The following is a 13,338-nucleotide window of genomic DNA, read 5'->3' as shown; positions in this document are numbered from 1 at the left end:
AGATATGTCCGTCATTTCAGTCCGTGAGGACTGTGGGTGAGTTTATCCGGACGTTCCGCGATACCGCGCGCTCAGGGATGCCGGCTCAGACTTCGTAGACCGCGCCCGGGGCCGCCAGCTCCGCCGGGCCCTCGTACACGGCGCGGGCGTCCGCCAGGTTCTGCTCGGCGTCGGTCCACGGCGGGATGTGGGTCAGCACGAGCCTGCCCACTCCCGCGCGGGCGGCATGGGCCCCGGCCTCACGTCCGTTGAGGTGGAGGTCGGGGATGTCCTCCTTGCCGTGGGTGAAGGCCGCCTCGCAGAGGAAGAGGTCGGTGCTGGCGGCGAGGTCCACGAGGGGGTCACAGACTCCGGTATCACCCGAATAGGTGAGCGACCTGCCGCCGTGCTCCAGCCTGACGCCGAAGGTCTCGACCGGGTGGGCGACCTTCTCCGTGCGCACCGAGAAGGGGCCGATCTCGAAGGTGTCCGGCTTGAGCACGCGGAAGTCGAAGACCTCGCTCATGGACTTGTCCGACGGGGTGTCCGCGTAGGCCGTGGTCAGCCGCTGCTCGGCGCCCTCCGGTGCGTACACCGGAATGGGGTCGCAGCGGCCTCCGTCGTGGCGGTAGTAGCGGGCCACGAAGTATCCGCACATGTCGATGCAGTGGTCCGCGTGCAGATGACTGAGGAAGATCGCGTCGAGGTCGTAGAGGCCGATGTGGCGCTGCAGTTCACCGAGGGCTCCGTTGCCCATGTCGAGGAGCAGCCGGAAGCCGTCGGCCTCGACCAGGTAGCTCGAGCAGGCCGATTCCGCGGACGGGAACGACCCGGAGCAGCCGACGACGGTGAGCTTCATGGAGCTGGAACCTCCGGGGCGGGCATCCGTGGACGAGTGACGGGGGACTTGCGGGCAGCCCGTGGGGACCTGCGGGCAGCGGGGGCGGCGCGGGGACGTCGTGCGGTGCGACGAGCGTAAGGCGCGAAAGAGCCCTGCGCTCCTTCGCGGCTACCCGTTGTGGGGGAACTCACCTGTGCTGTCACCGGATAGGGCGAGGAGCACGGGGCGTGCGCGGGGGGCGGGCGCCACTTGGTGCGCGCCGGTACCGTCTCCCGTATGGATACGTCCTGGTGGCTCGCGCTCGGCGCGGTGGTGGTGATCGCGCTGTTGGCCGGGGTGGCCAGGGTGCGGCCCGGCGGGCGGCTCAGGCCTCCCGGCGGACGGGCCGGACCGACCGGGCCGCGACGGCCGGGCAGACCAGGCAGGCCGGGCAGGGCGGTTGGACCGGGAGGGCGCGGGGCACCGGCCGGGACCGGGGCGCTGCGGACGCCCCAGCCAGGCGAGATCTGGTGGGCGGACGTGCCGTACGAGGACGGCCCCGGGTCCAAGGACCGCCCCTGTCTGGTGCTCCAGGTGCGCGGTGGCGCGGCCCGGGTCGCCAAGATCACCAGCAAGTACCACGACACCCGCCCGGGGGTGATCCCGTTGCCGCCCGGGGCGGTCGGCGACGCCCAGGGGCGCCCGAGCTTCCTCGAGACCGACGAGGTGCGGGACGTACGTGTCCGCGACTTCCGCCGGAAGGTGGGGGTGATGGACCCGCTCCTATGGGACCAGGTCCGCCGGATGTCGACCTGACATCGCTACCACCACCACTCAGCCGGGGTTCGGGCTCGGGGTTTCAGGCCCAGAGCTGTCCTTGCAGTGCCTCGATCGCGGCCTCGGTGCTCGGGGCCGTGTAGACACCGGTCGAGAGGTACTTCCAGCCTCCGTCGGCGACGACGAAGACGATGTCCGCGGACTCCCCGGCCGTCACGGCCTTCCGCCCGACGCCGATCGCGGCGTGCAGCGCCGCGCCCGTGGAGACCCCCGCGAAGATGCCCTCCTGCTGGAGCAGCTCCCGGGTGCGGGTGACGGCGTCGGCCGAACCGACCGAGAAGCGGGTGGTGAGCACGGAGGCGTCGTAGAGCTCGGGTACGAAGCCCTCGTCGAGGTTGCGCAGACCGTAGACCAGGTCGTCGTAGCGCGGTTCGGCGGCGACGATCTTGATGTCCGGCTTGCGCTCGCGCAGAAAGCGGCCCACGCCCATGAGGGTCCCGGTGGTGCCGAGCCCCGCCACGAAGTGGGTGATGGACGGCAGGTCGGCGAGGATCTCCGGGCCCGTGGTGGCGTAGTGCGCGCCTGCGTTGTCGGGGTTTCCGTACTGGTAGAGCATCACCCAGCTCGGGTTCTGCCCGGCCAGCTCCTTGGCGACGCGGACCGCCGTGTTGGAACCGCCCGCGGCCGGGCTGGAGATGATCTCGGCGCCCCACATGGCGAGCAGCTGACGGCGCTCCTCGCTGGTGTTCTCCGGCATGACGCAGACGATGCGGTAGCCCTTGAGCCTGGCCGCCATCGCGAGCGAGATCCCGGTGTTGCCGCTGGTGGGCTCCAGGATCGTGCAGCCGGGGGTGAGCCGGCCGTCCTTCTCCGCCTGCTCGATCATGTGGAGCGCGGGGCGGTCCTTGACCGAGCCGGTCGGATTGCGGTCCTCCAGCTTGGCCCAGATGCGGACGTCACCCGACGGGGACAGCCGTGGCAGCCGTACCAGCGGGGTGTTGCCGACGGCGGCGAGCGGGGAGTCGTAGCGCATCGGGAACCGGACCTATCAGGCCATGCCGCCGGCCACGGCCGGCAGGATGGTCACACTGTCGCCGTCGGCCAGCTTGGTGTCGATGCCGTCGAGGAAGCGCACGTCCTCGTCGTTGAGGTAGACGTTCACGAAGCGGCGCAGCTGGCCGCCCTCCACGACACGCTCCCGGATTCCGCCGTGCCGGGTGTCGAGGTCGGCGAAGAGCTCGGCGAGGGTCGCCCCGCTGCCCTCGACGGACTTGGCGCCGTCGGTGTAGGTGCGGAGGATGGTCGGGATGCGGACCTCGATGGCCATGGAGTGGGCTCCTGTCAGGAGGGACATAGGGCGTTGCGGTTACGTGGCGCGGCTCGGCCCCCGCGCAGGGGCTGGTGCAGGCTGGGCTTGTGCGCTTGGGCCGGGGCTGAAACCGCTGGTCAGGCCGAGCGGCGGTCCGCGCAGCGAGTACAGATCGCGCTGGCGAGACGGCACAGGTCGACGTGCAGCCGCGCCACGAGCAGCGGCGTGCCCGGCGTCTTGTCGCTCACGTCGTTCGAAACCATGCGGTCATCGTAACGATTCCCGATCGGGCCTCTGTCATGTGATCCCGCATGCTGGACGCGATCTGTTCGCCTGACGGACAGACGCTCGCACGAGCGGCCGTACGAACCGTCGTCAGTAGGCCTCGACGACCTCGACGTCCTCCTCGGTGACCTCTCCGTCGACGATACGGAAGGACCGGAACTGGAACGGTCCGGCGCCGTCGGTGTCCGCCGTGGAGACCAGGACGTAGTGGGCACCGGGCTCGTTGGCGTACGAGAGGTCCGTCCGGGACGGGTAGGCCTCGGTCGCCGTGTGGGAGTGGTAGATGATCACCGGCTCCTCGTCGCGGTCGTCCATCTCCCGGTACAGCTTGAGCAGATCCGTCGAGTCGAACTCGTAGAAGGTGGGTGAGCGCGCGGCGTTGAGCATCGGGATGAAGCGCTCGGGCCGCCCCTCGCCGGCGGGTCCGGCGACCACACCACAGGCCTCGTCGGGGTGGTCGGCGCGGGCGTGGGCGACGATCTGGTCGTACAGCGCCTGGGTGATGGTCAGCATGGTGACGAGAATAGGCGCAGCCGCCCTGGATCTGAGATCCGGGGACCAGTGAGTGAGATCATGCGCGGCCGTCAGCGGAATCCGGCCGGTCCGCTGCGGCGAGCAGGGCGTGCACGGTCGCCTCCATCACCCGGCGGGCGGCATCCGGCTCCAGACCGGCGCTGCGCCAGTGGTGCCAGGCGCCCCATGCGGTCACCGCGTCCAGCCCGTTGACCAGGTCTGTCCGGCGCTCCTCGGGGAGGGCGTCGAGCTCGGTGGCGAACACCTCGGTCAGCCGGATGCGGGCGAACTCCGTCATCTGCCGGGTGACCTCGTGCACGCGCTCGGAGAGCTGTTCCATGCGCATCATCGTCAGTCGCGCCGGGGTGATCCACTCCAGGATGCGCGCACGCTGCTCGACCAGGGCCGCCACCCGCTCCGCGCGGGGGCCCTCGGTCGGCAACGGCTTGATCTGCGCCGTCAGCTGATCCAGCCGGCGGCCGATGGCGGTGTCCTGGAGCTGGGCCATGTCGGCGAAGTGGTGGAACACCAGGCGCCGGGACACCCCGGCGCGCTCGGCCACGCGGTCCGCGGGGAACTGCGTGTGCCCCTCGTCGAGCAGGGCGAGCATCGCGTCGGCGATCTTCTCGCGGGTCTGCCGCCCGCGTTCGGTGCGGCCGTCCTGGGCACGTGCACGAGACGCCTGACGCCCCTGGCCGCCGCCCTCACGTCCGCTGTCCGATGTCCTTCGAAGTGCCTGTTCCACCTCGGTCCTCCCATCCCTGCGTTGACATTATTGCACTCGCAATGCAACCGTGCTGATGGCACGACTTGCACGCAGAGTGCAAGGACTTCGCCCGGGGGGTTCGCGGCTGGTCGTTCCGTACGTCCACCGCCGCGCCGGTTCTCCGGGGTACCGGGTCCACCACCGCACGAGAGGGACGACTTTCCTGATGCTCCTGTCCGTAGGGCGCTGGTGCGCCCGCAGACCCAAGCGGACCGTGGCCGCCTGGGTGCTGCTGACCATCGCCGTGGCCGGCGCCCTGGGGGCGTTCGGGCGGGTCACCTCCGAGGCCGTGACCATCCCGGGCAGCGACAGCCAGGCCGCACGCGACGCGTCGGAGGCCTTCGCCGACTCGGCGTCCGGCCGCCAGCCCGTGGTGCTGTACACGGCGCCCGGCTCCCCCGCCCTCAGCGCCACCGCACAGCGCAAGGCCGTCGAGGAGTCCGCCCGGGCCATCGCGGACGTGGACCATGTCGTCGCCGTCACCACGCCGTTCGATCCGAAGGCCCGCGGCGCCCTGAGCGCCGACAAGCACACCGGACAGCTCTTCGTCGAACTCGACGTCACCGGCCGGGACATCACCACCGAGACCACCCGGAGCATCACGGACGCCGCGGCTCCGGCCGCCGACGCCGGGATCGAGGTGACCGCGGGCGGCGATCTCGCCGCCGCGGCGGACCGGGGCGACGCCGGCCACAGCGAGATCATCGGGCTCACGGCGGCCTTCATCATCCTCGCGGTGGGCTTCGGCAGCCTGGTCGCGGCCGGGGTGCCGCTGCTCAGCGGGGCGATCGGGCTGGCCATCTCGCTGTGCGCGATCGGCCTGGTGGGTCATCTGATGGACATGCCGTCCACGGGTACGACCATCGCGGCGATGATCGGTCTCGGCGTGGGCATCGACTACACGCTCTTCTGCCTGACCCGGTTCCGTGAGCTTCGGGCGGCCGGAATCGGTATCGAGGACGCGGCGGCGCGCACCACGGCAGGTTCCGGCAAGGCCGTGGCCTTCGCCGGTAGCGCGGTGATCGCCGCGCTGGCCGGGCTGGCGCTGGGCGGTATGCCGCTGCTGCACGCGCTGGCGCTCGCCCCGGGCATCGCCGTGCTCGTGGCCATGGCGGTGACCCTCACCCTGCTGCCCGCCGTCCTTTCGCTGCTCGGGCGACGGCTCACGCCGAAGGCACCGAAGACACCGCCCCAGGACGCGAAGGCGAGCGCCGGTGGCGCCGAGCCGGGTGCCGCCGGACCGGCCGACGCGGAGCCCCTCCAGGACGCCGAGCGCCCGCGCGGCTGGGGCCGTATCGCCGTGTACGTGGCCGCCCGTCCGTGGCGCTGTCTGCTCGCCGGTCTCGTACTGACCGGTGTGCTGGCCATACCGGCCACGCAGCTGTCGTTCGGTCAGCTCGACGCGGGCGACAAGAAGGCGGGGACGCCCAGCCGGATCGCGTACGACCGGCTGACCGACGCCTTCGGGCCCGGCGCCACCGGTCCCCTCCAGGTGGTGACCACGATGCCCAGCCGTGCCTCCGGCCCGGACGACAGACGGGTCACGGGCCTGACCGCCGCCCTGCGCGCCACCGAAGGTGTCGCGTCCGTCGGCCCGGCGCAGCTCGACAAGGGCGCCACGCATGCCCGCTGGCAGGTCACCCCCACCACCGCGCCCGGTGATCCGGCCACCGCCGACCTGGTGCACCGGCTGCGGGACGAGACCCTGCCCGAGGCCACCGAGGGCACGGGACAGGTCACCCACGTGGGCGGTGCCACGGCCATCCAGGACGACATGAACGAACGCCTGGGCAAGCGGATGCCGCTGGTCGTAGGGTTCGTCCTGGCCGTCGCCGCACTGCTGTTGCTGTTCGCCTTCCGCTCCCCGGTCATCGCGGTGAAGGCCGCGCTGATGAACGTGATCTCGGTCGCCGCTTCCTACGGCGTGCTCACCGCGCTCTTCCAGTGGGGCTGGGCCGCGGACCTGATCGGGCTCGAAGGCGCCGTACCGATTCCCGGATATGTGCCGCTGCTGATGTTCGCCGTGCTGTTCGGTCTGTCCATGGACTACGAGGTGTTCCTGCTCAGCGCGGTGCGCGCGGCGTATGTCCGGCAAGGAGACACCCGGCGGGCCGTGATCACCGGCCTCGCCGGAACCGGGCGGATCATCACATCGGCCGCACTGATCATGGTCAGCGTCTTCCTCAGCTATCTGCTCTCGGACGATCCTGTGGTGAAGATGTTCGGCATCGGTCTGGCCACGGCCGTGGCCCTGGACGCCACCGTCGTACGCGGGGTGCTCGTCCCCTCCACGATGGTGCTGCTGGGCCGCGCCAACTGGTGGCTGCCAGGCTGGCTGGACCGGCTGCTGCCGCACATGGCCATCGAGGACGACGGCCACGAGGAGGACGAGGGCCACGGGGCCACCGGCCAGGTGTCCCACGCGCCAGGCGAGACCTCCGGTGACGGGGCCCTCGCGAGCAGCACGAGCAACGGGAGCTCTTCATGAAGCGGTTGAGCGCGCTGCGCGTCCCCGGCCCGTTCGGACGCCGGAAGCTGCTGTGGACCGGGGCCACGCTGAGCGTGGTGCTTGCCGCGCTGCCCGTGGCCGACCGGGTCGCAGCATCGGTGGCCGAGGAGCGGCTCGCCGACCGGATCGCCGGGCAGCAGAAGTCCGTGGTCGGCACCCCCGAGGTGAGCATCGACGCCTTCCCCTTCCTGCTGAGCAGCGCCGAGGGCACGTTCCCCGAGGTGGCGGTGCGGGCCGACGCCGTCACCGGGGAAGGGCGTCCCGTGCGGGCCTCACTGGAGCTGCACGAGGTCAGCGAGAAGGGCGACGGTTATACGGCCGCGAGCGCGGACGCCCGGTTCACCGTGCCGCTGAGCTCGCTGGGCGACGGTCTCGGCGAGGGCACTTCGCTGTCCGCGGACGACGGGCGGCTGCGTATCGACCGGCAGATCTTCGGGCTGCAGCTGACCATCCACGCCGAGCTGCGGCTGTCCGGACGAACCATCAGCATGGTGCCGGTGGCGGCGTCCTTCGCGGGCAGCCGGATCGACCCGTCGAGCCCCCGGATCACCGAGGCGTTCAAGGACCGCGAGCGCACCGTGCCGGAGCTGCCCGTGGGGCTGGCCCCGACCCGTGTCGCGGTCACCGATGACGGGGTGGTGCTGTACGCCAGCGCCAAGGACGTACGGCTGACCTGACGGCGGTACGGCCGGAGCGGGAACGCACATCGGGTCATGCCGGCGGGGTGAGCCCGGCATGACCCGATGTTCGCTGTGGGGAGCGAGCTACTTGACGGCGTCCGCGTACTCGGGGTGGCTTGGCTCGCCGAGCTGCGGGTTGCGGCCCTTGAGGACCGCCCAGCCGACGGCCAGGCCGGCGCCCCAGACGGCGCCCACGATCAGGGAGATGAGGCCGTCCCTTTCGAGCGCGATCATGACGGTGACGCCGAGCAGGAAGAGCAGGGCGACCCAGCTTCCGACCGAGCCACCCGGGGCGGGGAAGGAGGACGCGGGCAGGATGCCCTTCTTGACCGCATGCCGGTAGCGGATGTGGCTGATGAGGATCATCATCCAGGTCCAGATACCGGCCGCGGTGGCCACCGAGACGACGTAGCCGAACGCCTTCTCCGGGACGAGGTAGTTCAGCACCACGCCGACACCCATGAGGGCCACGGAGATGGTGATGCCGATGGCCGGGGTCTTGCGGGCGTTGAGCTTGCCGAAGGACTTCGGAGCCTCGCCGTTGGACGCCAGGTCACGCAGCATCCGGCCGGTGGAGTACATACCGGAGTTGCAGGACGACAGCGCGGCGGTGAGCACCACGAAGTTGACGATGCCGCCGGCCAGCGGGATGCCGATCTTGTCGAAGGCATGAACGAAGGGGCTCTCACCGGCGTGGAACTCGGTCCACTTCACGACGGACAGGATCACGAGCAGCGCGCCGACATAGAAGATGATGATGCGCCAGGGCAGCGTGTTGATCGCCTTGGGCAGGGTCTTCTCCGGGTTCTCGGACTCACCCGCGGTGACGCCGACGAGTTCGACGGCGAGGTAGGCGAACATCACGCCCTGAAGGGTCATCAGGCTGGAGCCGATGCCGTTCGGGAAGATGCCGTCGTGGGACCAGAGGTTGGAGACGGCGGCGGTGTCGCCGGCGTCGGAGAAGCCCAGGGTGAGCACGCCGAGGCCGATCACTATCATGCCGATGATCGCGGTGACCTTGACCATCGAGAACCAGAACTCGACCTCGCCGAAGATCTTCACCGAGATCAGGTTGACGCCGAAGAGCACCACGAGGAAGGCCAGGGCACTGACCCATTGAGGGATGCTCGGGAACCAGTAGTGCACATAGATGGCGGCTGCGGTGAGCTCGGCCATGCCGGTGACGACCCACATCAGCCAGTAGGTCCAGCCGGTGACGTACCCGAAGAACGGGCCGAGGAACTCGCGGGCGTACTCCGCGAAGGAACCGGACACCGGCCGGTAGAGGAGCAGCTCGCCGAGCGCCCGCATGATGAAGAAGATGATGGCGCCGGCGAGGGCGTACATCAGGATGATGCTGGGGCCGGCCTTCTCGATGTTGGCTCCGGCTCCCATGAAGAGGCCCACGCCGATGGCACCGCCGATGGCGATCATCTGGACCTGTCGGCTGCCGAGCCCGCGCTCGTAGCCCTCCTGCGGAGCGTCCCCGGCCGTGCCGGCGTGCTTGTCGACCTGCAACGAGGTCATGGTGGTGCGCCTTTCTCCATTCTGATCCGCGACACCGCTCGGTGTGACTGCGGATCAGGCCCTGATCCCCCCGGATGTGACTGGAGTGCCGCCGGCGGTCTGCCGGTCGAAGCGCCCCCGGGTACATGGGTGGCGTGCCCGGGCGGTCGTGAAGATCTATCACGCAGGGCGGGGTGATCACTCCGGGGCACTGTGGCGCAGACCACAGGAAGAACCGGACACGGGTGACGCAAAACCCCAAACAGGGGCGACCGAGTGACGCGATCGTTATCCGGATTTGAGCGTCCGCTGAGCGAACGAACGGTAACGCTATGGAGTCGCCCAGGTCACGGCGTGATCACCGGACGGGGCGGGGGTGCGTGACCGCGACGGCATGGACATGTGACGGCGCCGGCGCCCGGGCGTCACGGCATCAGGGTCTCGACGAGCGTCTCCTGGAGCGCCCCGAGCCAGAGGTACGCCATCACCATCGGCTTGCGGGGATCGGCGTCCGGCAGCCGGTACAGCTCGCCGCTCTCGTCCTCGTCGGCGACCTCGAGCCGGGTACCGATGGTCAGCCGCAGATCGTTGAGCGCGCCGAGCCAGTGCAGGGAGTCCTGGGCGGTGAGCTTGAGCACCGCGCCGCCCTCGCCCGCGGAGGTGAGGGCGTCGAGGCTGCGCACCACGGCCAGGGCGTCATCACGCTTGCGGGCGCGCAGGTCGTTCTCCGTGTAGCGCCTGAACTCGGCGCAGTGTTCGCGTAGTTCCTCGTCCGGATCCTGACTGCCGGGCTCGCCGTAGGCGTCCGGGAAGAGCCGGGCCAGCGCCGGATCCGCGGGCGGCTCGCTCGGGCCTTCGGTGAACAGCGCGGCCAGCGGGTCCTCACCCTTGGCCGACTCTTCGCCCGGTCCGATCAGCTCGAGCAGCTGGACGGCCAGCGAGCGCAGGATGGAGATCTCGACCTCGTCGAGTGCGACGGCCGCGCCGCCGCCGGGCAGCGCCTCGAAGTGGCCGGCCATCAGCCGCGGTCCTGGGAGAGCGTTGCCCACAGTCCGTATCCGTGCATCGCCTGCACATCGCGCTCCATCTCTTCGCGGCTGCCGCTGGAGACGATGGCGCGGCCCTTGTGGTGGACGTCCAGCATCAGCTTGTGGGCCTTGTCCTTGGAGTAGCCGAAGTACGCCTGGAACACATAAGTGACGTAGCTCATCAGATTCACCGGGTCGTTATGGACGATCGTCACCCAGGGAACGTCAGGTTCGGGTACGGCGAAGGTCTCCTCGGCCGACTGGGGACGCTCGATCTCGGTGGGCACAGTCACTCCACCCATGCTGCCACCCGAGGATGCCCGTCGCACAAACGACCCCCGCCAATCCGGCTGACTGCATCAGAACGGACCGCCGGACAGAGCGTGGCGAGACCACCGGACAGAGATTTCGTCAGTTTGACGAGATGTGCGCTAGCATCGTGCCATGGACACCGCGGATACGAGGCCGCGTGTCGACGTACCGTCGACCGCGCTCTTCACCGACCAGTACGAGTTCACGATGCTCCAGGCGGCGCTCAAGGCCGGCACGGCCGAGCGGCGCTCGGTCTTCGAGGTCTTCACCCGACGTCTGCCCACCGGGCGCCGCTACGGCGTGGTCGCGGGAACCGGGCGCGTCCTGGACGCCGTGGAGAACTTCCGGTTCGACCCCGATGTGCTCGGCTTCCTCCGCGACCACGGCATCGTCGACGAGCCCACCCTGCACTGGCTCGCCGACTACCGCTTCAGCGGCGACATCTGGGGCTATCCGGAAGGCGAGGTGTACTTCCCCGGCTCGCCGATCCTGCGGGTCGAAGGCTCCTTCGCCGAATGCGTGCTGCTGGAGACGGTGATCCTCTCGATCCTCAACCACGACTCCGCGATCGCCGCCGCGGCCTCCCGGATGTCCGCCGCCGCCGGCGGGCGCCGTCTGATCGAGATGGGCGCCCGGCGCACCCACGAGCTCGCCGCCGTCGCCGCCTCACGCGCCGCGTACATCGGCGGCTTCGACTCCACCTCCGATCTCGCCGCGGGCTTCCGCTACGGGATCCCGACGGTCGGCACCAGCGCCCACGCCTTCACCCTGCTGCACGACACCGAACGGGACGCTTTCCGCGCCCAGGTGGAGTCGTTCGGCGGCGGGACGACGCTGCTCGTGGACACCTATGACGTCAGCGAGGCCGTCCGTACCGCCGTGGAGATCACCGGCACCGGGCCCGGGGCCGTGCGTGTCGACTCCGGAGACCTGCTGCTGGTCGCCCACCGGGTGCGGCAGCAACTCGACGAGCTGGGCGCACGGGACACCCGGATCGTCGTGACCTCGGACCTGGACGAGTACGCGATCGCCTCACTGGCCGCCGCGCCCGTGGACGCGTACGGCGTGGGCACCCAACTGGTCACCGGCAGCGGGCATCCGACCTGTTCCATGGTCTACAAGCTGGTCGCCCGCGCCACCTCCGCCGACGCCGGGGCGCCGCTGGTGCCGGTCGCGAAGAAGTCGACCGCGGGAAAGCAGTCCGTCGGGGGCCGCAAGTGGGCGGCCCGCCGGCGCGACCCGCAGGGGGTGGCCGAGGCCGAGGTACTGGGCACCGGACCGCTGCCGCAGGAGCTCGAGGGCAGGGAGCTGCTGGTCGAGCTGGTCAAGGGCGGGCAGGTCATCGGCCGGGAGCCGCTGGACGCGGCGCGCGAGCGGCACGGCGCGGCCCGGGCGGCACTGCCCGTCTCGGCGGTCCAGCTGTCCCGTGGTGAGCCGGTGATCCCCACCGAGTACGCCGGATGACGTACTGCGGATGATCGGACGACCGCCGTCTCCCGTACCGCGTCCGAAGTCTCTACCCTCGAACCGTCGAACCGCTCGCACAGTAGCCGCACACCGCCGCCGGCCCCCACAGCGAAGGAAACCGCCATGCACCGCGCATTGGTCGTCGTGGACGTACAGAACGACTTCTGCGAGGGAGGGAGCCTCGCGGTCACGGGCGGCGCCGATGTCGCCGCCGCCATCACCGATCTGATCGGCGAGTCCACGGCCGGCTACCGCCATGTGGTGGCCACCCGTGATCACCACATCGCACCCGGTGCGCACTTCGCCGAGCAGCCGGACTACGTCGACTCCTGGCCGGCGCACTGCGTCGCGGGGACGGAGGGCGCGGGCTTCCACCCGAACTTCGCCCCCGCCGTCGCCAGCGGCTCCATCGAGGCGGTGTTCGACAAGGGCGCCTACGAGGCCGCGTACAGCGGCTTCGAGGGGTCCGACGAGAACGGCGTGACGCTTGCCGAATGGCTGCGGGCACGCGAGGTCAGCGAGATAGACGTGGTCGGCATCGCGACGGACCACTGCGTGCGGGCGACGGCTCTGGACGCGCTGCGCGGGGGCTTCCGCGCGCATGTCCTGCTGGATCTGACCGCGGGGGTCGCGGAGGAGACCGTGGCCCGGGCGCTCCGGCAGATGCGCGAGGCGGGCGTGGAGCTGTCGGGGAAGCCGGTGGTCTGAGGCCGGCTCCGTGCCCCCGGCGGGATCCGCCCCGGGGGCCGCCGTTTCCCGGTCCCGTCCACCGGTCCCGCGCTATCCCCGGGGTGCTGCGGCGCCGCCGGCCCGGAGGCACCCCGCCGAGTGGATCCTAGGCACTGCCCGCCGGCCGCAGCAGTGCCCGTATCGGGTGCCACAGCTCCTGCTGTCCGGCGATGCCCTCGTGGGTGCGCCAGAGCAGCCCGTCCGGATGGTGCAGCACGGCCGTGATCTCGTCCGGGGTCGGCGGCTCCGTGTTCCCCCGCAGATAGACCGCCCGCAGTCCCAGATTCCGCAGCCGGGTCAGGGCGCGGGCGCGGTTCGCCGCGTGTACCAGGACCCGTACCGTGCGGTCGCTGCCGGCCGGATCGGGCAGGCCGATGGCCACCACGACGCTGCCGCCTGGCAGCTTGCTGAATCCTCCGCCGGGCATGCCTATCACTCCCCCGTGAGTTCGCTGTCAATAAGAAGTGGTCAGAGGCACCTAAACACGATCGGCCGCCGCCCGCTAGGGGGCGACGGCCGATCATGTTTTGACCTGCGGTTTTGCTATTTACTTCTTCGAGGGACCGACCTTCACGGAGATCGTCTCGCCGCTCTTCGGCTCCTTGACGATCGAGATCCGAGTGTTGGTGTCAGTAACGTTCACACCAGCGGTCGGGTT

15 protein-coding genes are annotated in these 13,338 nt (G+C 70.3%); 5 read left to right on the top strand and 10 right to left on the bottom strand.

All coding sequences use genetic code 11. From position 1 onward, the window contains the following. Positions 1–85: 85 nt before the first annotated feature. Entirely contained in the window at positions 86–838 is a 753-nt protein-coding gene (locus ABZ532_RS22505; protein ID WP_361286446.1) for an MBL fold metallo-hydrolase, read from the bottom strand. Positions 839–1,096: 258 nt separating this feature from the next. Here ABZ532_RS22505 and ABZ532_RS22500 point away from each other — a divergent pair, with 258 nt between their 5' ends. Next, on the top strand, positions 1,097–1,615 hold the full coding sequence (locus ABZ532_RS22500; protein ID WP_361286443.1) for a type II toxin-antitoxin system PemK/MazF family toxin: 519 nt from the start codon (positions 1,097–1,099) through the stop codon (positions 1,613–1,615). A gap of 43 nt (positions 1,616–1,658) precedes the next feature. On the opposite strand, the gene ABZ532_RS22495 is transcribed toward ABZ532_RS22500, so the two are convergent. The 5 genes from ABZ532_RS22495 to ABZ532_RS22475 form a co-directional block, all read right to left on the bottom strand. Then, a complete protein-coding gene (locus ABZ532_RS22495; RefSeq protein ID WP_361286440.1) occupies positions 1,659–2,609 on the bottom strand; it encodes a cysteine synthase in 951 nt (316 codons plus the stop codon). A gap of 15 nt (positions 2,610–2,624) precedes the next feature. Next, the gene (locus ABZ532_RS22490; RefSeq protein WP_361286437.1) at positions 2,625–2,903 is read right to left on the bottom strand and encodes a MoaD/ThiS family protein; all 279 of its coding nucleotides are present in this window, start codon (positions 2,901–2,903) and stop codon (positions 2,625–2,627) included. 119 nt (positions 2,904–3,022) lie between these two features. Further along, positions 3,023–3,148 carry a putative leader peptide gene (locus ABZ532_RS22485; RefSeq protein WP_361286434.1) on the bottom strand — a complete coding sequence of 42 codons (126 nt, stop codon included), beginning with the start codon at positions 3,146–3,148 and terminating at the stop codon, positions 3,023–3,025. Between the two features lie 112 nt (positions 3,149–3,260). Next, on the bottom strand, positions 3,261–3,683 hold the full coding sequence (locus ABZ532_RS22480; protein ID WP_361286431.1) for a M67 family metallopeptidase: 423 nt from the start codon (positions 3,681–3,683) through the stop codon (positions 3,261–3,263). 58 nt (positions 3,684–3,741) lie between these two features. Continuing rightward, entirely contained in the window at positions 3,742–4,428 is a 687-nt protein-coding gene (locus tag ABZ532_RS22475) for a TetR/AcrR family transcriptional regulator (protein ID WP_361286429.1), read from the bottom strand. A gap of 187 nt (positions 4,429–4,615) precedes the next feature. Here ABZ532_RS22475 and ABZ532_RS22470 point away from each other — a divergent pair, with 187 nt between their 5' ends. Further along, positions 4,616–6,937: an MMPL family transporter gene (locus ABZ532_RS22470; protein WP_361286426.1), complete on the top strand. Its 2,322-nt coding sequence runs from the start codon at positions 4,616–4,618 to the stop codon at positions 6,935–6,937. After that, positions 6,934–7,635, top strand: coding sequence for a DUF2993 domain-containing protein (locus ABZ532_RS22465; protein ID WP_361286423.1), 702 nt, complete (start codon positions 6,934–6,936; stop codon positions 7,633–7,635). Before ABZ532_RS22470 ends, ABZ532_RS22465 begins: the two co-directional genes overlap by 4 nt. Before the next feature lie 87 nt (positions 7,636–7,722). Here ABZ532_RS22465 and ABZ532_RS22460 read toward each other — a convergent pair whose 3' ends face one another. From ABZ532_RS22460 to clpS, 3 genes are all read right to left on the bottom strand, one after another. Continuing rightward, positions 7,723–9,165, bottom strand: a complete 1,443-nt coding sequence (locus ABZ532_RS22460; RefSeq protein ID WP_361286420.1) for an amino acid permease — start codon at positions 9,163–9,165, stop codon at positions 7,723–7,725. Between the two features lie 404 nt (positions 9,166–9,569). Next, a complete protein-coding gene (locus ABZ532_RS22455) occupies positions 9,570–10,163 on the bottom strand; it encodes a DUF2017 domain-containing protein (protein WP_361286417.1) in 594 nt (197 codons plus the stop codon). Continuing rightward, positions 10,163–10,474 (bottom strand): ATP-dependent Clp protease adapter ClpS, encoded by a 312-nt coding sequence (gene clpS / locus ABZ532_RS22450; protein ID WP_361286414.1) that lies wholly within the window; start codon positions 10,472–10,474, stop codon positions 10,163–10,165. Before clpS ends, ABZ532_RS22455 begins: the two co-directional genes overlap by 1 nt. 142 nt (positions 10,475–10,616) lie before the next feature. Between clpS and ABZ532_RS22445 the strand changes: the two genes are divergently transcribed. Then, a complete protein-coding gene (locus ABZ532_RS22445; protein ID WP_361286411.1) occupies positions 10,617–11,948 on the top strand; it encodes a nicotinate phosphoribosyltransferase in 1,332 nt (443 codons plus the stop codon). Positions 11,949–12,074: 126 nt separating this feature from the next. Further along, entirely contained in the window at positions 12,075–12,659 is a 585-nt protein-coding gene (locus tag ABZ532_RS22440; RefSeq protein ID WP_361286408.1) for a nicotinamidase, read from the top strand. Positions 12,660–12,786: 127 nt separating this feature from the next. Here ABZ532_RS22440 and ABZ532_RS22435 read toward each other — a convergent pair whose 3' ends face one another. Next, positions 12,787–13,107, bottom strand: coding sequence for a hypothetical protein (locus ABZ532_RS22435; RefSeq protein WP_361286405.1), 321 nt, complete (start codon positions 13,105–13,107; stop codon positions 12,787–12,789). Positions 13,108–13,338 lie beyond the last annotated feature (231 nt).

The sequence above is a fragment of the Streptomyces sp. NPDC019396 genome, from assembly GCF_040632375.1.
GTDB lineage: Bacteria > Actinomycetota > Actinomycetes > Streptomycetales > Streptomycetaceae > Streptomyces.
Note: the sequence above shows the minus strand (reverse complement) of the source record. Positions and strands in the feature narration are given on the sequence as shown.